This is a genomic window from Bacillus sp. SRB_331 (genome assembly GCF_003264175.1).
Lineage (GTDB): Bacteria > Bacillota > Bacilli > Bacillales > Bacillaceae_G > Bacillus_A > Bacillus_A mycoides.
The window spans coordinates 148368-167517 of record NZ_NADV01000021.1; the positions used below are offsets into that span (position 1 = coordinate 148368).

Consider the following 19150-nt stretch of genomic DNA (forward strand, 5'->3'; position numbering starts at 1 on the left):
GTTAACACTCCCTTTCTTTTTATTATATAGAAAAAGAAAAGGAGGCAGAAGTATTTTTTAAACAATTGATTTATTAGACACATTCGCTTCCATTTTACGTTTTGAAATTACATAATAAAAAGCAATCCCTAGTGATAGGATCAATATACAGCTCAGTACATAAAACGGGATCATCACCCCTGCTTTAGATACGCCTGCCGTAAACAACATTAATAATACAATTCGAATTCCTGTACCAATTAATCGAAATAAGCTGTCCACACGTCCCATTACTTCATTTGGAATTTCTTCCATCATCAATACATTTCTCGCCACTCTCGTTCCAGCATTTCCAATCGCATGAAAAATCGCTAGTCCATATAATAACATAATGGAAGGCTCAATAATCATTGCGGTAATTGAAATTACATAAATGAACATCGTCATAACGATTGAAACTTCTGTTTTGACATATTTCATCATTATTGGAATACTTATTCCCGCAATAACAGCCCCAACACCATACATCATACCTTCTATCGCGTATACAGAGGCACTAGCTTTGAGTATATCTGAAATATATACTGGGATTAAATAATTTGCCATCATGACACCGATAAACGGCATATAAGTCACTAGTAAAAACCAAAATAACTTAGGGCGCTTTTTCATAAAGTGAATTCCTTCGAACAATTGCTTCTTAAATGTTACTTTCCCTTTTACTTCTTTTTTCTTTACATACGGTATACATAAGAACAGGAAAAATGCTCCTGCAAAAGTTAACATATCCACTAACAAGATCCATTTCAAAGAAATAATCTCAATTAAAAAGCTAGCAGCTGCGCCTGAAATAACTTGCGTTAATTGTCCTTGTATTTCCATTGTGCCACTTAAACTTTTATAATGCTCTGATTGAAATATTTCTTGGTTAAATGCAAATATTGTGGGATAGAATAATAGATAATAGAAAGAACCTGCTATATAAATAATAATGTAATGAATAGAATTGTATGATTGCCCAGCAAATCCCCAAATGGCCATCATTCCTATAATGGCTATCCCGATACCTTCGTTACATAACAATAAAGATTTTCTTGAAAAACGATCTATGCTTTGCCCAATGAATGGTGTTAGTAAAAACATGATGAGAGTTGCAACGATAGAAATATACCCAAACGTTGTCTCTCCCCCACTTTCCTTAATCAATAGCCACGGAATCGTTATCATAACAATCCCAGAGCCAATAGCAGATAAACTATTGGCGCCTAGAATGTAATACAAGCGAGAATCATGATAAAGAGAGGACATATCACTCAACTCCTAATTGTTTTTTCACCTCTTTATATACGCTCATATATGCTTTTAATTCTTTAACTAAATCATGAATTAATGGTTTTGCATCTTCTCCAAGTTCACTATCTTGCACATGTAATCCATCAAGCACGACTTGTTTTGGAATTGCGTTTGCGTAAACGCCTCTAGCGACAGTGCGCATACTATTTAATGCGTTTATTCCCCCTTTACCTCCTCCAGCAACTGCTAGCAATGCGACAGGTTTATGGATGAATTCACTGCTACTTAAGTAGTCTAACGAATTTTTCAGCGCTCCGCTCATCGCGTTATGATATTCTGGTGTACATAGTACTACTCCATCCGCAGCTTTCACTAAAGCTTTTAATTTTTTTACTGCCTCTAATTCACGTTGTGATTCTTCTCCATTATATAAAGGCAATTCCGCTACTGCTAAATCGTATAACTCCCCTTCAAATTGCTCTGCAATATATTTTGCCACAACGCGAGTTCTACCGAATTTTCTTGGTGTACCGTTAATAACGACTAGTTTCATAATTATTTCTCCCCTTTGTTTTCAAGTTATATTTATATATTATCAGAAATTTCTATACAAAACACAGTAAAAAGAGGGAAAAACTTTCATTAAATAGTATGAGAAATAAAAAAAACTCATACTTTCGTATGAGTTTCACAAAACTAATATTTCCTATTTTTTCACAACCTCATGTCCACCGAATTGATTACGAAGTGCAGAAACCACTTTTCCGTGGAATGTATCATCTTCTTGTGAACGGTAGCGCATAAATAATGACATAGCGATAACTGGTGCCGCTGCTTGTAATTCAAGCGCAGTTTCAACAGTCCATTTCCCTTCTCCTGAAGAGTTCATTACACCTTTAATGCCATCAAGTTTTGGATCATCTGCAAATGCTTTTTCAGTTAAGTCCATTAACCAACGACGGATAACTGATCCGTTCGCCCATACTTTTGCAACATCTTCATAATTGAAATCAAAATCACTTTTATCTAGTACTTCAAATCCTTCAGCGATTGCTTGCATCATTCCGTATTCAATACCGTTATGAACCATTTTTAAAAAATGCCCACTACCGACGCGGCCTGCATATGAATAACCATTTTCTACTGCTAAATCTTTAAATAAAGGTTCTAGTTGATCATAAATTTCTTTTTCTCCACCAACCATTAAGCAAGCACCGTATCTCGCTCCTTCCACACCGCCTGATGTACCGATATCTACATAATGTAAACCAAAGCTTTTCGCTTCTTCAGCACGGCGTAACGTATCTTTATAGAATGAATTTCCGCCTTCAATAACGATATCGCCTTCCTCTAATAATGGATATACATCTTTTAGTACTGACTCGACAACTTCTCCTGCAGGTACCATTACCCAAATTGTACGAGGTGCTTCTAGTTCAGCAATCATTTCTTTTAACGTATGACGGGCAGTAATCTCTAATTCCCCTGCCTTTTCAACAAGCTCATTATTTACATCGTATACAACTACTTCATGCTTGTCTTCATGTAAGTGTTCAGCTAATGGGAATCCCATTTTTCCTAATCCAATTAAACCTAGTTTCATATTAATCAATCTCCCATTCTATACAAATATATTTAATAACGAAATTAGCCCAAGTGCTACAACAGATAATATTGTCTCCATTGCAGTCCATGTTAATAATGTTTCTTTCACAGTCATTCCGAAATACTCTTTAATCATCCAAAATCCTGAATCATTTACATGCGATAAAATTAATGACCCTGCTCCTGTTGAAAGTGCCAGTAACTCTACATTTACTCCTGGTGTACTTGCTGCAATCGGTGCTACAATTCCAGCTGCTGTCATCATAGAAACAGTAGCCGATCCCGTTGCAACTCGGATAAGTGCAGCAATTCCCCAACCTAATAATATCGGTGAAATATGCGATTCTTTCGCCATCTCCGCAATTGTAGTTCCGATCCCAGAATCTAATAACACTTTATTAAATGCGCCCCCTGCACCGATAACTAACAGTATGTTTGCAATCGGCCCTAAGCAATCGTTTGTAAATTGTAAGACTTTGTCTTTAGAAAATCCTTTTGCATAGCCAAGACTAAAGAAAGAATATATCGTTGCAATTAATAATGCGACTATTGGATCTCCAATAAAGTGCAATACTTGTGCAAGTTGACTCGTTTTGCTTAACGCTACTTCCGCAATGGATGCACCAAGCATAAGAAATACTGGAAGTAAAATAGTAAACAATGTATTTCCGAAACTAGGAAGTTCCTTCTTCTTATCTCTTTCAATAAATTGCTCCGCTATTTCTAATGGTACTTCTTTATGTATACGAGCACCGATCCATTTCCCATAAAGCGGACCTGAAATTATTGCAGTTGGAAGTCCGACAATTAATGCATATAAAATTGTCTTCCCTACATCTGCTTTAAATATACCTACCGCTGCCATTGCTGCTGGATGCGGTGGAACAAGTCCGTGTACAACCGAAAGACCTGCTACTAGCGGAATTCCGATTGTAATAAGTGATACCCCTGTTTCTAACGCAATTGTAAATACTAACGGAATTAATAGTACAAATCCAACTTGGAAAAACACCGGAATCCCTACTAAAAATGCAACGAACATCATTGCCCAGTGAACACGCTTTTTCCCAAAACGTCCAATTAATGTGTTTGCAATTCGTTCAGCACCGCCAGACTCAGCCATCATTTTTCCAAGCATTGTTCCTAAAGCTAAAACAATCGCTAAAAACCCTAACGTATTACCAAGACCTAATTTAATAGAATCGATAATCCCCGGATGTTGTGGTGAAGTTCCAATTAAGGGCATCCCCATTGCTAGCCCAACTCCGATTGCTGTTAAAATTAACGCGACAAATGGATGCCATTTTACTACCGTAATTAGTAAAAGTAATATAACAACAGCCGCTAGTACGATCCCAACTACCATTTCTCCCAATCCCCCTATTGTTTACGTTGGAAAGCAGCTATACAATCAAATTCTTCTTTCAAACGATTGTAAAGTCGTTCATACATATAAAACATCTCTAAATATAAAGCCGTATTTTCTTTATTCGGTACATGGTGATGGACAATATCAATCCAATCCTTCACCTCTTCAAGAGAATCAATTTTCCCAATTGCATACAAAGCAAGTGCTGCTGCCCCAAGCGCAGATGCTTCATGACTTTCTGGAACAAGCAATTCTTTCCCCATCATGTCAGATAACATTTGTCTCCAAAATGCAGATTTCGCAAAGCCTCCTGAAACACGTATTTCAGTAAGTGGCCCTGTACAATCTCGAATGGCAAGTGCTACTGAATACACACTCATACAAACACCTTCCATAACTGCTCGTATGAAATGTTCACGTTTATGCTGAAGGTTTATCCCGAAGAATGTACCTCGAGCATTTGCATTCCAGTAGGGTGCACGTTCTCCAGATAGAAACGGTAAAAATAGTAATCCATCTGCTCCAGCTGGTACACTTTCTGCATACTTAATTAATAAATCATAAGGATCAATTCCAAGCTTTCTTGCTACCTCTTGCTCTGGGCTACCAAATTCATCACGTAACCATCTAAGTAATATTCCACCGTTATTCGTTGGTCCGCCGATCACCCAGTGCTCATCTGTTAATGCGTAACAAAAAGTTCTTCCTTTTTCATCTGTATTAACACTCGATGAAATTGTTCGAACCGCACCACTTGTCCCGATCGTAATTGCAGCTGAGCCAGGTGATATTGCACCGACACCTACATTTGCAAGAACACCATCACTTGCACCAATAACAACTGGAGTATCCTCACTAATACCCATCTTTTGTGCTAATTCCGGCTTCATTCCCGATAAAATATATGTAGTTGGTACAGGTGTTGATAATTGTTCTGGTGACATATTTAACATAGTTAAAACATCTTCATCCCAGTTTAATGTTTTTAAATTAAATAACCCTGTAGCAGATGCGATAGAATAATCAACTACATAGCGTGAAAATAATTGATAAATGACATACTCTTTAATGGAAATAAATTTATGAGCAGTTCTGAATAACTCCGTTTCTTCTTCTTTCATCCACAATAATTTAGAAAGTGGTGACATCGGATGAATCGGTGTACCAGTTCTTCTATAAATGTCATGACCATTCATTTGTTGTAATAGTTTTTCTGATTGCTTTGTGCTTCTATTATCTGCCCAAATAATAGAGCGCGTTAACGGCGCACCGTTTTCATCTACAGCAATTAAGGCATGCATCGCTGTACTAATCCCGATAGAAGAAATATCTTCCGGTGACACATTACCCTTTTCAATGGCAACGCTTACAGTTTTATATACAGCAGCACATATTACATCAGGATCTTGCTCAGCCCATCCGACCTTCGGTTGAATAATTGGATAATCAATTGCATGTGAAGCAACGACTTTTCCTTTTTCAGTGAATACAACCGTTTTCGTACTTGTGGTACCGATGTCAACCCCGATTACTCTCCCCCTTGTTTCCATGCGAACCTTCCCTTCGTTTCTAGCAAAATACGATCTAGTAAACCGTTTACATGAATTAGTATATAAAATATTTTTTCATAATCGAAATGTACCTCTCATCTTCTTAATCATTCTCTTTATCTTTTTTAAATAACCTTTTTAATTTATCAAACATTCTTTCCCCTCCACCTAAAGATAATAATATATGAGTTCTCGTTTTCTTAGCTTGATGGACATAGGGCGTGGCTCCCTACTATCACTTTTTTACCTTGTAAATATATGTCCCATACTATAAAATCTAATAGTATTTATATTTTTCTGAAAAATCAAAACAAAATATGAATTTTATTGTATAATGTTGTAAAAAGATGTCGGAGGGATTTAATGTTATATAAAATATCTCAATTCACAATAAAACTTTCATCAATTCTTTTATCACTCTTACTATTACTAAATTTACCTTATTTATTTATCACTCAACAGGGATTCACTTTTCAACCAATTCATTTTTTTAATCAGATCGTTACTATGTTAAAACAGGTTTTCTCCCCTGAATCATTAGTAGTTATAGGATCAGACCCGAAATTTGGTCATTTCAAAAAGACACCATTATTTCCAACTGTTTTAGAACCCTACCTATATTCATTTACTGTATTATTTATAGCCTTTTTGCTTGCACTCTTTCTATCATCTAGTTTGGCATTTTTTTATTTTTTAGCAAAAGATTATATAAAAAAATGGATAAACCGAATTGTGTTCATATTAGAAGCTGTCCCTGATATGATGATGATGATTTGTTTGCAAATATTTTTCATATGGGTACTTCAGAAATTCGGGGAATCTCCTGTCACCATTATTTCTTTTAATGAAAATCGAGCTTATTTACTCCCTATTTTATCTTTAGCAGTCTTACCTACATTACAAATGTTTCGGATGATGGTGTTATACATAAAAGAAGAACATGAAAAACATTACGTAGAGGTTGCATATGGAAAAGGACTTTCATCAAGTTATATACTATGCATTCATTTATTCAAAAATATATCTATCCACTTCTTTCACCATTTAAAAACGATTTTTGTTTTCTTACTTTCTAACTTATTCATTTTAGAATTTGTTTTTAATATGGAAGGCATTATTCAATTTTTATTTAAGAAGGCGTTTATATCACCTCCAGCTGCATTTATCATACTTGTTATGATTATTTTACCGTTTTATACCATTTTTCAAATGATCTCATTCATGATGAATAGATGGCAAAAGCAATTGAAAGGAGCAGCATTATGAAATCTATTTGGAAATCAAAACGATTTTTAATCGGGTTTACTTATCTATTCATACTTGTTTCAGCTAGTTTTATTTATAGTTGGTTCTTTAAAGATAACATCCCAAAACCTCCTCAGTTACTTTACAATGACAATAACGAATTACTTGGAAAGGCCCCCTTTTCGCCATCGTTAATGCCACCTTTTGGATCTGATCGTTTTGGAGAGTCTGTTTTCTTACAAATTGTAGAAGGAGCAAAATTCACCATTTTATTAGCCGTGGCAATTAGCTTCTTTCGAATTTTATGCGGAACATGTATAGGAATCCTCTTAAGTTTATACGCTCCAAGATTCAAGAGATTTTTCCAGGCATGCTCAGAAGTTTTTTATTATATCCCAACTCTATTTATCGCATTCATACTCATCACGCCCGTTAATATTGTAATTACATCAAATGCTGATAGATTAGATCCAAATATTTCATTTACGTTTTATCAAGTTCTCGTACTTATTTTCGTCGCTCTACCTACACTTTCTTTATATATCTCCTCTGAGGTTGATGAATTTATGAAACGAGATTACATTTTAAGTTCACAATTACTGGGTGCTAGCCGTTTTCATATTATCAAAAAACATTTACGAGTCTTATTACTTGATCGCTTATTTGTGTTATTCATGGAACATATCGTCCAAGCACTCATACTCGTTATCCATTTAGCGTTGCTTAACATTGTAATTGGCGGGATACAAATGCGGGAACTCTATGACGGAGTACCCAAACCTGTTTCTCTATCTAATGATTGGGCAGGTCTTATTGGATTAAATCGTTATGAAATGCATCTTTCATGGTGGATTATTTTTTATACTCTCGTTTCATTCTTTATTACGATTCTTTTTATTAAGCTTATGACAATCGGGATTCAAGATGCACTGAAAGTAAGAGATTCGCAAGTTGTAGCAATTCAAACCGTTCCAGATCATAAAAAATTTGTTAAAAATAAAGATTCTTTTTCGTTTGCAAATAAAGTGAACTTTTAATCATGTCTCATCAATCAAGTATTAATTGGCATTGATATTAGTAAAATATAAAAAAGATGATCCCTATTGAATACGAGGGATCATCTTTTTTATGCCGTCTAACTTTTTTACATATCCTTTGCTAGACTCATGCTTTTTATATTTAAAATGAATTATTTACAATCACAATTATGCTGTTTAAAATCGATTACCATACGTCCTTGAATTCTACCTTGTTCCATTTCTTCGAATACATTTTGTACTTTATCTAGAGAACACGTTTGAACAACTGGCACTACTTTTCCTTCTGCGCCGAACATAAATGCCTCCTCCAGATCCTTACGAGTACCAACTAGAGAGCCAACTACTTCAATCCCGTCTAATACAAGTCGTGGAATGTTTAAATCCATAGTTTCTACTGGTAAACCTACCGCAACTACTTTACCGCAAGCACGTACTGCATCAACTGCTGAGTTGAATGCTACTTTAGAAACTGCTGTTACTACAGCAGCATAAGCACCACCAAACTCCTCTTGCACAATTTTATCAGCAGGACCTTGAGAAATCGGATTGATAGTCATATCAGCACCAACTTCTTTTGCTAAGGCTAATTTGTCGTCATTGATATCTACTGCAATTACCTTTGCACCAAATACGTTTTTAGCATATTGAATAGCTAGGTTACCTAATCCACCACAACCATAGATTACGATAGGTTGACCAGGTTTAATGTCTGATACTTTTATAGCTTTATATGTAGTTACGCCCGCACATGTGATTGATGATGCTTGAGCAGGATCTAATCCTTCTGGTACCTTCACCGCATAATCAGCTGTAACAATACATTGTTCAGCCATACCACCATCTACTGAATAACCAGCATTTTTCACTTCACGGCAGAATGTTTCTCTCCCCGTTACGCAATATTCACAACGTCCACAAGATTGGAACATCCATGCAATACTTACACGGTCACCTATCTTTAGTGAAGTAACATCATCAGCAATTTTAGTAACAATACCTACACCCTCATGACCAAGGATGCGGCCATCGGTGTTTCCAAAATCATGATTCGCAACGTGTAAATCAGTGTGGCAAACTCCACAATACTCTACATCTACTAGCGCTTCACCCGAGTGTAACGGACGTAATTCTTTTTCAATAACTTCAATATTTGCTTTGCTGTTTTTATTAACTACTACTGCTTTCATATGTGATCTCCCCTTTAGTGTTTTAGAGTTTTAATGAGTTTATCTCACAACTACTGTCCTCACTATTTTGGCTAATTATTGTACCAAATTTAAGTGTTCAATCATCATTACAGGTTCATCATAACATGGAATTTCATAAGCTTATTGTAAAATATTGAACAATATTTGAATTATTACCCAATACGTATTTTGATGTATCAAGCTACTTGTTAAATTTCATATGCAAAATATCGGGGTTTAAAAAATGAATGGTCTAAAAGATGAGAGATTATTATTATAGGTAATTGGCATACTTCTATAGACACTTAGAACAAGTAGATTTAGAGGGTATATCAACAGACTACTCGCCAATATAAAAAGCTCTTCATTTGAAGAGCCCTTTATATTCGCTTCATCGAAATAGTTTCACGTATACTTTGTAAATTTTGTAGTGTTTCCTCTTGTCGCTGCAATGACAATCCCACATACAAAGTATCTAATAAACTAAGCTGCGCTAATCGTGACGAACTTGCTTCTGTACGAAATTCTGTCTCACGCGTCGAAGTATATAATGTTATATGAGCAAGTTGGCTTAATGCCGATTTTTGATAGCTCGTAATCGCAATAATTTTGGCCCCTCTTGCTTTCGCTACTTCTAACGCTTCAAGTAAACCTTTATTACTGCCTGAATGAGAAATTGCAATGACCACCGCTTCTTTTGTCAACAAGCCAGCTCCCATAATTTGAAAATGTGAATCCGTATGAGCAATACAAGAAATACCCGTTCTCATAAACTTATGATAAGCATCCATCGCAATAATACCTGAACCACCATTTCCATAAAACTCAATTCGTTTCGCTTCATTCAGCGCACTTACTGCCTGTTCCAACGCGTTATCGTTTAACAAATGTAATGTATCTTGCAGTCCTGTAATATGTGAATGAAAAACTTTTTTAGCAACAGTGACAATATTATCTTCTACCGATACTTCCTCATGAATATTTTGCATCGGGGTATGTACAATCTCACGAGCTAATGTAATTTTCAAGTCTTGGAACCCTTGAAAACCTAAGTGTTTGCATAAGCGGAATATCGTTGCTTCGGAACTATTCGTAACTTCCGCTAATTCCGTAATCGATTTATGTACAACATCTTGTGGATGTTTCAAAATATGTTCGGCAATACTTCGTAATTTCGGTGATAAACCATTTAACGAAGCCTGAATCTTTCCAATCCCACTTTTTGTACCAGGCATAGCGTATCTTCCCCTTCCATAGTAGCTTTATCCCGTATTAACGGGCAGTAAGACTCCCACCTCAAAATTCGATGAATGCAAGGGAGTTAGGTGGGAGATCAACTGCCCGTAAAAAACCGATTGGTTCAACTAATAATCAGTGGGGATGGCCCCCCACTGATTAAAGTTTCACTTTATTGTACCTAATTATTGAAAGAAGAAAAACCTTTATTCGGCATCTCTATACATTTTAATTTCTCATATGTATTCTTCCGTAGCATATGACACAATTATTCATACTTATTTCTAGTTTTCCCCATGCTTTACTGCGTATAAGGCAGCTTGTGTACGATCATCTACTTCCAATTTAGCCAATACGTTAGAAACGTGTGTTTTCACAGTTTGTTCTGTAATATGAAGTTCTGCTGCAATCTCCTTATTGCTTCTTCCTTTCGCAATTTCACGAAGTACTTCTTGCTCCCTTTTTGTTAACATAGAAAAAGGATTCTCTTTTTCTTTCTTGACTGCTGATCGTCCTAATAGTGCTGGTGTTACTTTCGGGTGAAAATTTGCGTTTCCTTGATATACCGCAACGATTGACGCAACGAGTTGATCTGGCTGCACTTCTTTTAATTGATAACCATCTGCCCCAGCTTCTAATGCTGGTAAAACGTAATCTTGTTCTGAAAAACTACTGAGCATAAGAATTTTTATTGTCTCATCGTATTGTTTTATACGTTTTGTCGCTTCAATACCATCCATTTTCGGCATTGATAAATCCATTAATACTACATCTGGCCTTTCTGTTTGGACGAATGTTAATGCTTCTTCACCATTTGCTGCTTCCCCAATAATTTCAAATTCTTCTCTCGTCTTCAAAAAGAATACGAGTCCCCTTCGAACGATATGATGATCTTCTACAAGTAATAATTTAATTTTCACTGACGTTCTCCCTCTCAAACCGGTAATTGAATTTCTATCTTTGTCCCCTTTTCCGGTTCTGCTTTTATTCGAAAAATTCCCCTCATTAATTCAATTCGTTCTTTCATACTTTTCAAACCAAGTGCTGACTCTCTTACTTGATCCTGTATAAATCCTATTCCGTTATCTTCTATGTAAAAATGCAACTTATTATTTTCTATCCTTAAATGAACACATACTTTTTCACATGAGGCATGTTTTTTACAATTATGTAATGCCTCTTGACTTATACGCCATAAAACTTCTTCTATTTCATCTTCAATTAAAACCATTCCATCAATTCGAACTTCCACTTGAATCCCTAACAGTTTTCCGTAATTTTGAATCGCTTCTGCTAAACCTTTCTCTAATCCTTCAGGCCTTAATTGCCAAATCAAAAGTGTCATCTCTTGTAATGCTTCCTGTGATAATTCTCCAATATAACTTAACATCTCTTGCAGGTCTCTATCCTTCGTCATATTTAGAGTCCCTTTCGCTGTTAGCATAATTGAAAATAACAATTGTTTAACGGAATCATGTAGGTCACGTGCCAATCGATTTCTTTCAGCTACAACTACATATTTTCGTTCTTTCTCAACTAATTGAATACGTTGTATTGTCGTTCCAATTTGAAATGCAATCGCTTCTAATAACGCTAATTCCTCCTCTGAAAAATGTGTTTTATGAGGCGAGGCTACATTTAATAAACCGAATTTCTCTGATCCAGATCTTAGCGGAATTGTCGCATGATGTGTAACATCTTCTGTCTCGCCCCAATTACATTCAATCGCATCCTCTATTCGTTTACATTCAATAATATTTGTCGCTTTTTCCAATCTTCCATTCACAAAACGTTCTACGCACCAACAATCTCCTTCACACATCGGCTTCTTTTCCTGCCACGTAAGAGCTGGGGGTAAGTTTTGGTCTACAAGCATACGATGCTTTCCACTTTCATCAATAAAGAATATCCACCCTGTTTGTAAATTCATAACTTGTAATAATGTATGTAACACTTTTCCTAACATTTCCTGTAAGTTTGTTGCTTCATTTAGTAACTCAGCAATTTCTTTTAATGCTTCTAAACGATGCATCTCTTTTTCATCTATGTTCATTCTCATCACCAACTATCATTATAACATTAAGAAATTTCTAAATTCTACAAACAAAAAAAGAACCGAATTCCTTCAGCTCTTTTTTAGGGGATATCCCATACAGTTCATTCAAATCTATATTCTAAACCAAAACAGAAATTAGCTAGTTTTCATTAACTGTCTGATAAAGATTGTCCCACATGGATATTCTGTAAACTTTCAGTGTTAACGAACATATTCGCTGCTGGCATTTGCACTTGATTTTTATGGACCATAGACATTAATTCAAATCTTACTTGTCTAGAAGTTTCAAAATAATCTTCTGGCTTAATCAAACCTGTAATACAAAATTCATATCCAACATATTTAAGGTTAGGATTTAAGTCTGTAACTCCAACATATTTAAATGGTTCAACCGCTTCATCATCTACTCTATAAAGACTTTGATCCAATTTTTCATTACAAATAACACATACTTCTTCTAACAATTCCTTAACTCTTGTAGGATCTTCCTGATAACTTACCGTGATGCGTTCAATAACTCGCATCCATCCTTTATTAAAATTTTGTATCGTTCTAATCTCTCCGTGTGGTATGGTAAGGAGTTTCCCTGACCATTCACGAATTTGCATAAAACGAACACTAATTTCCTCAATAGTTCCTGAATTTGTTCCGTTAAAAGTAACAAAATCGCCAACACGAAACTCTTTGTCCGCTAATCTTGCAAAGCCTAATATGACATCTTTAAGCATCTGTTGTGCAGCAAAACCAATGACAACACCCGCTATCCCTGCACCTGCAATAATACTTTTTATATCTACAAATTGACTAATTAAATATATGATAAGACTGATGATAATGATATACCTAAAAATAGATCGAATAACACTTTGAATCGTCTGCTCTACCTCTTCATCAAAAAAGCTTGATTTTTTAAAAAACCAATCAATAATGCGATTTATAACAAAAGAAATAATGATAAGAACTAAAGCAAATAGTAAAAACCTTAAAAGTAAAAACTCCCTTACATAATTAAAAAACTCTTCAGTATACGTTAATAAACTCATCCATCCACTTCCTTACTAATGTAAAATTTCATACAGAGCTACTTTATTGTAAATACGTATTTATCATCTCAACACTTGTTTTCGAAACATCTTTCATCCTGATCTTAAATCGTACTTTCTTAACTATGTATTTGTATTCATTGTTCATCTTCAACAATATAACCCTTTAATCAATCTTTCAACTTCAGCTATCCTTTTCAATTTACTATAAATATACCCTTTTTAATTATCTAAAGGGAGATTACAGCAGAAATTTTTATAAACGAATTTCATTCAAGTCCGCAATACTCACGTCGTTAAAAGGAATATATTCACATAACACCGAATATTCCATTTGATACTTTTTTCTCACGGAGGTTACAAACAATGGGATATATTGAAGAACTAAGAGAAGTTGTTGGATCAAGACCACTCAATCTAGCAGGAGTTGCTGTAGCTGTTTTTAATGAACAAGGACAAATATTACTACAACAAAGACGAAATGGCATGTGGGGTGTTCCTGGAGGATTTGTGGAGCTTGGTGAATCCACCGAAGAAGCTGGAAGACGGGAAGTTCTTGAAGAAACAGGCATTGAAATTGGTACACTTCAGTTAGTAAGTGTATTTTCAGGTAAAGAGTTTTTTGTGAAATTAGCGAACGGAGATGAATTTTATCCTATAACAATCGCTTACCTTTGCAAAGACATTAAAGGTGGCTTGCTAAAAGCTGATGGAGTTGAATCATTACATGTACAATTTTTTGATTTAAATGGGCTACCAGAAAACATTAGCCCGTTCATAAAAAAACTAATTGAGCAAAATGTCGTCTCAATTTAAACGTAAAAAGAGGCCTTTTTAAAGGCCTCTTTTTACTTCACTTCTGCATGTAAACAAGATTTAAAATGTCCAAGTGCATACTCATGTCCTTGCGCATTAAAAGATGCAACCGCCTGTTCATAAACCACAATTTGAAATCCTTTATTATAAGCATCTACTGCCGTATGAAGAACACAAATATCTGTGCATACACCTACAAGATGAACTTCTTCTATTCCTCTTTCTCGTAGCTTCATTTCTAGATTTGTTCCTGCAAAAGCACTGTAACGTGTTTTGTCCATATAGTATACATTCTCTGCATTTTTATATTTATCGTATACATCTTGTAATTCACCAAATAAGTCTCTTCCATTTGTACCTGCTATATTATGAGGTGGAAACAATTTTGCTTCAGGATGATATACATCATTGTCTTCATGTTTATCGATCGCAAATACTACGTAATCACCTTTTTCAATAAATTGTTTCGTTATATTTACAAGTTCCTTCTCAATTTCTTGACCTGGTTTCCCGCATGTTAAAGCACCTTTTTCAGCTACAAAATCATATGTATAATCAATATTTATAAGAGCTCTTTTCATAACTACAATCTCTCCTTCTTCTGTTTCACAGTAAACAATAGAAAATTTGTTATTACGACATCGTATGTACTATTCGACATTTCAAATGAAATCCCTACATTTCCAACTCAATACTTACCTTAATCCGAGTTTATCATAAAGCGAAACTTTAATCATAGGGGGTATTACCCTTCACCAATCGGGCTTTTACGGGCAAGTTGATCTCCCACCTAACTTCCTCGCATGTGCCGAATTTTCAAGTGGGGTTCTTATTGTCCGTTAAGGCTTGATAAAACCGATACACAATGACAAAACATACAGCTCCAATTAACAAGTCATGAATGTGATAATTGAGCGTAACTTCAACCGCCTCTTGTAAAGTAAACCAAATGACCGAAAACATTATAATAAATACGAATAACTCGTTTCAAACTTTCAATTCCTTCCTCTTACATGATAGTAAAGAATAAGTTCTTTCTATTCATTCGTACTAGAAAGTGAAACAAATTATTCTCAATGACATAATTCAATCCAAACTAAAAAGTACACTACTTTTGAGTAATGTACTTTTTTCCATATTAAGACGCAGGTTTCGTTTCAAACGTCGCTTGATTCAAGCTAATGACTTTTCCTTTTGGGTCATTGTTTTCAAACTGAGCTGCGGTAATCGTATGACTACCTGTCTCAAGCGTCTTTTCTTTTAATTGTACTGTTGTCTGTGTTGTACTAGTTACTTGATGTTTATCTGCAAATATTTGATCTACAAATACAAATGTTTCTTTATCGTTTTGAAAATTGGAAAGTTCTAATTCGACTTGCTGAATTAAAGTATCCTTTTTTATGAATACAGTTGGTATATTGCCATTTTCAGAAGTACCATCTGGAGTAGTTACTTTTACTTTCCCTTCTCCGATTGGCACTGCTCCTTCAGGAAATACGACCATATTCTCATCACTTGCATTTACAACTTGTTCTTCCTGGTTTGACTGTGCATCCTCTTTTTCCTTTGGAGTACCACAGCCTACTAATAACAATACAGACAATCCAGCGATTATGAATTTCTTCAAAATTCATTCCCCCTGTTATTTCATTATAATTTATTATACAAAAATAACTTCTTGATTTTAAAACTAGTTTTTAACACTTTCATGAACAAATATTAGCTTGCTCACGATTACTGTACCATACTTTCATTTTAAGAACATTAATTTTTTTAAAGAAATAAATAGTAATTCCACTCTATTCATCATTTTAGCCCAATTCACTAAAAAAATATCCATTCAAAATAAAAAGACATTGTCATTTCAATGTCTTTTCTACATAACATTTAGAAAATAAATGTTGTAATCTCATCAACTTCTTTTCGAGAAAGTTTCTTCGGCTTATCTTTCGGAAACCCGAGTGAAATTACCATATTAATTTGTTTTTGAGGCTCAATTTTTAAATATTGTCGCAGTTCATCTTGAGCTAATAATACAGGTCCTGTCATTGGACAAGTACCCAGTCCTCTCGCATGTGCAGCCAACATTAAGTTTTGTGCTGCTAAACAGCTACTCTTAATTCCTTCCTCTTCCCATACTGAATCCGGAACGAAGGCAATTGGATCAAATATCTTTTCACGAAACTTTGATTCATATGGTGTTGCCAAACATACGATTAATACTGGCGCCTCAGAGAAAGCTGTCGCATATGGACCGAAAGAACGTGTAAGTAATTTCCCTGCTTTCTCTTCTCCATTTTCTGCTGCTTTTGCTGCAAGTTTATGTAATGCATCCCATGTCATTTGTTCAATTTCTTTAATTTTCTCTCGGTTCATAATGACCAAGAACTCCCACGTTTGTGAGTTCGTATCACTCGGTGCATAACGAGCACAATCAATAATTTCTTTTATATCACTAGTGGATACTTCTTGTTCTGTAAACTTTCTAACACTTCGTCTACCGTGAATTACTTCTTTAAAATCTTCATAATTCATATATTAAATCCCCTTTTTACAACGTTTTCAAAACTTGTCCTATGGTTGAATTATATCATGAAAAAAAGCTGGGGGAATACCAGCTTTTTCCCTCATTATTAATTTGTCACTTTAAACAAACTAATACTTTCTTCATATGCAGCTTGTAGTTTTTTCGTAATTGGTCCCCTTTCGCCGCTTCCAAACTTCTCATCACCAATTTGAACAACAGGGAATATTTCAAGTGGTGTCGCTGTAAAGAAACATTCGTCAGCCTCGTATACTTCTTGCAATGAGAATTCACGCTCTTCTACTTCAATATGTAAAGCTTTCGCTAATGTAATAACGTAGTGACGAGTAATGCCGTGTAGAATGAAATTATCGGCCGGATGTGTAATTAATTTATCATTTTTCACCATAAAGAAATTCGAATGACACCCTTCTGTTACAACTCCATCTCGTACTAATATCGCTTCTTGATACCCTTGCTCGTTTATTTTATTTTTAATCATGATATTAGGTAGAAGGTTTAAAGATTTTATATGACAGAACTTCCAGCGTATATCCTCTTCTACAGTAACCTTTATTCCTTGTTCCATAGTAGCGGTAGGTCTTGGAAACAAAACAATATTCGCAAAATATGTTGGCTGTAAATCTTTTGCATACACATGATTTCGAGCTTGAGCTCCACGTGATATTTGAAGATACACATTCCCATCCTCTTGAAATTGATTTCTTTCAATCATTTGATGAAGTTCTTCAACTAACTCTTCCTTTGTAAACGGCGGAACAATATTTATTTCCCTCATAGATTTAAAAAAGCGTTCCAAATGTAAGTCTAATAAATGAGGCTTCCCATCGTATAGCCTAAATACTTCATATATGCCATCACCAAATTGAAAGCCCCTCTCCTCTAATGGGACCATCGGCTGTTCTTCCTTCGTATTCACAATTCTTCCGTTAAATAAAATCCAATCTTTATGAGTAGCTTTCATTCCTTTCCACTCCTTTATTCCATGATTGGTTTTATTGTACAACTTATCCACACTTAAAAGAAGGAATTTTCTGTATTTAACTAAACAAAAAAAGTACATCACCTATTTAAAGTAATGCACTCAACCATTCATTTATTTCAAAAAATATTTTTCAATATCATCTAGCATTAAGTTTGCAGCTTTAATACCGCCTGCTGTATTCCAAATTACTTCATCCACTTGGAATACTTTATTGTCTTTAGAAGCCTGCAGCTGCTTAAAGAGTGGGTCTTCTGTCCATTCTTTTGCTAACGTGGTTCCTTCGTTATTCTTATCTGCATCTTTATCAGATGTGAAGTAGAATATGTAGTCCCCATCCATATTCGGAATTTGCTCTTTTGTAATTCCTTTTATCGCAAACTCATCTTTATCTTGTAGTGGTGGTCGCTTAAATCCAATATCATTTAAAACAGCACCTGAGAATGAGTTTTTCTGATAAATACGAACGTCACCTGGTACGAAGCGAATAATAGAAACTTTAGAATTCAATTTATCTCCTAACTTCTCTTTCATTCCTTCAATACGTTTTTTATAATCTTCAAGAGCCTTTTGCCCTTCTTTTTCTTTATTTACAGCTTTTGTATAGAGTGTAAAGTTTTCTTTCCAATCCCCGCGCAATGTTTCAGCGTACACAGTTGGCGCTATTTCGTTCAATTGCTCATATATTTTTTCATGACGCATTTTATTACCGATAATTAAATCTGGCTTAAGCTTCATAACTGCCTCTAAATTAATATCACGCTCAGTACCTACAACTTTCGTATCTTTTAAATCTTTCGCTAAATGAGGATACCATTCATCACCAGCACGTGGTTTTGTAGTTCCAACTGGTGTTACTCCGACAGCTAAAAGCGCCTCCGCACCCTCATTTGTTAAAACAACTATTTTTTTAGGTGTACCATTTACTGTTGTTTCACCCATTGCATGCTTTACAGTATACGAATCTTTTGCTTTAGCCGATGTATCATTTTCTTTTTCCTCTTCTTTGCTACACCCTGCGATTATTACCATAAGTATCATAATGCAGAACATAAATATTTTTTTACTATGTACCATATGTCCTCCCTAGATGAAATCGATTATCATTAACAATTAAAGATTAATGTATATTACATACATTGTCAATGTATATCAGAAAACTTTTTTAATATATACAATTTAGATTCTATCCGCTATTCAAATG

At 35.0% G+C, this 19150-nt stretch carries 18 protein-coding genes; 3 read left to right on the plus strand and 15 right to left on the minus strand.

From position 1 onward, the window contains the following. Positions 1 to 57: 57 nt before the first annotated feature. The 5 genes from B5P42_RS14800 to gntK all read right to left on the minus strand — a co-directional run bounded on the left by B5P42_RS14800 (position 58) and on the right by gntK (position 5796). Entirely contained in the window at positions 58 to 1287 is a 1230-nt protein-coding gene (locus B5P42_RS14800) for an MFS transporter (RefSeq protein WP_181458801.1), read from the minus strand. Position 1288: 1 nt separating this feature from the next. Continuing rightward, positions 1289 to 1825, minus strand: coding sequence for an NADPH-dependent FMN reductase (locus B5P42_RS14805; protein ID WP_002031805.1), 537 nt, complete (start codon positions 1823 to 1825; stop codon positions 1289 to 1291). A gap of 153 nt (positions 1826 to 1978) precedes the next feature. Next, on the minus strand, positions 1979 to 2875 hold the full coding sequence (gene gnd, locus B5P42_RS14810; RefSeq protein WP_113734523.1) for a phosphogluconate dehydrogenase (NAD(+)-dependent, decarboxylating): 897 nt from the start codon (positions 2873 to 2875) through the stop codon (positions 1979 to 1981). Positions 2876 to 2893: 18 nt separating this feature from the next. Beyond that, positions 2894 to 4243, minus strand: coding sequence for a GntP family permease (locus tag B5P42_RS14815; protein ID WP_113734524.1), 1350 nt, complete (start codon positions 4241 to 4243; stop codon positions 2894 to 2896). 14 nt (positions 4244 to 4257) lie between these two features. Then, positions 4258 to 5796, minus strand: coding sequence for a gluconokinase (gntK, locus tag B5P42_RS14820; protein ID WP_044441885.1), 1539 nt, complete (start codon positions 5794 to 5796; stop codon positions 4258 to 4260). 363 nt (positions 5797 to 6159) lie between these two features. Here gntK and B5P42_RS14825 point away from each other — a divergent pair, with 363 nt between their 5' ends. Continuing rightward, complete coding sequence (locus B5P42_RS14825; protein WP_113734525.1) at positions 6160 to 7062, plus strand: ABC transporter permease subunit; 903 nt, start codon at positions 6160 to 6162, stop codon at positions 7060 to 7062. Continuing rightward, complete coding sequence (locus B5P42_RS14830) at positions 7059 to 8078, plus strand: ABC transporter permease (protein WP_113734526.1); 1020 nt, start codon at positions 7059 to 7061, stop codon at positions 8076 to 8078. The genes B5P42_RS14825 and B5P42_RS14830 overlap by 4 nt, the downstream gene beginning before the upstream one ends. A 152-nt stretch (positions 8079 to 8230) precedes the next feature. Here the strand turns inward: B5P42_RS14830 and adhP are convergent, their stop codons facing one another. The 5 genes from adhP to B5P42_RS14855 all read right to left on the minus strand — a co-directional run bounded on the left by adhP (position 8231) and on the right by B5P42_RS14855 (position 13603). Beyond that, a complete protein-coding gene (gene adhP / locus B5P42_RS14835) occupies positions 8231 to 9268 on the minus strand; it encodes an alcohol dehydrogenase AdhP (RefSeq protein WP_002012687.1) in 1038 nt (345 codons plus the stop codon). 380 nt (positions 9269 to 9648) lie between these two features. Beyond that, on the minus strand, positions 9649 to 10503 hold the full coding sequence (locus B5P42_RS14840) for a MurR/RpiR family transcriptional regulator (protein ID WP_002012688.1): 855 nt from the start codon (positions 10501 to 10503) through the stop codon (positions 9649 to 9651). Between the two features lie 285 nt (positions 10504 to 10788). Beyond that, complete coding sequence (locus tag B5P42_RS14845; protein ID WP_002031722.1) at positions 10789 to 11424, minus strand: response regulator; 636 nt, start codon at positions 11422 to 11424, stop codon at positions 10789 to 10791. A 14-nt stretch (positions 11425 to 11438) separates the two neighbouring features. Next, a complete protein-coding gene (locus B5P42_RS14850; protein ID WP_002031724.1) occupies positions 11439 to 12557 on the minus strand; it encodes a GAF domain-containing sensor histidine kinase in 1119 nt (372 codons plus the stop codon). A gap of 152 nt (positions 12558 to 12709) precedes the next feature. Beyond that, entirely contained in the window at positions 12710 to 13603 is an 894-nt protein-coding gene (locus B5P42_RS14855; RefSeq protein ID WP_113734527.1) for a mechanosensitive ion channel family protein, read from the minus strand. A gap of 366 nt (positions 13604 to 13969) precedes the next feature. Here B5P42_RS14855 and B5P42_RS14860 point away from each other — a divergent pair, with 366 nt between their 5' ends. After that, positions 13970 to 14419, plus strand: a complete 450-nt coding sequence (locus B5P42_RS14860; protein WP_113734528.1) for an NUDIX hydrolase — start codon at positions 13970 to 13972, stop codon at positions 14417 to 14419. A gap of 32 nt (positions 14420 to 14451) precedes the next feature. On the opposite strand, the gene B5P42_RS14865 is transcribed toward B5P42_RS14860, so the two are convergent. The 5 genes from B5P42_RS14865 to B5P42_RS14890 form a co-directional block, all read right to left on the minus strand. Further along, positions 14452 to 15000: a cysteine hydrolase family protein gene (locus B5P42_RS14865; RefSeq protein WP_113734529.1), complete on the minus strand. Its 549-nt coding sequence runs from the start codon at positions 14998 to 15000 to the stop codon at positions 14452 to 14454. Between the two features lie 557 nt (positions 15001 to 15557). Further along, complete coding sequence (locus B5P42_RS14875; RefSeq protein ID WP_002065200.1) at positions 15558 to 16046, minus strand: putative periplasmic lipoprotein; 489 nt, start codon at positions 16044 to 16046, stop codon at positions 15558 to 15560. Between the two features lie 260 nt (positions 16047 to 16306). Further along, positions 16307 to 16954: a nitroreductase family protein gene (locus B5P42_RS14880; RefSeq protein ID WP_113734530.1), complete on the minus strand. Its 648-nt coding sequence runs from the start codon at positions 16952 to 16954 to the stop codon at positions 16307 to 16309. Between the two features lie 98 nt (positions 16955 to 17052). Then, entirely contained in the window at positions 17053 to 17928 is an 876-nt protein-coding gene (gene dat / locus B5P42_RS14885) for a D-amino-acid transaminase (protein ID WP_113734531.1), read from the minus strand. A 132-nt stretch (positions 17929 to 18060) separates the two neighbouring features. Next, positions 18061 to 19023: an ABC transporter substrate-binding protein gene (locus tag B5P42_RS14890; protein WP_113734532.1), complete on the minus strand. Its 963-nt coding sequence runs from the start codon at positions 19021 to 19023 to the stop codon at positions 18061 to 18063. Positions 19024 to 19150: the final 127 nt, after the last annotated feature.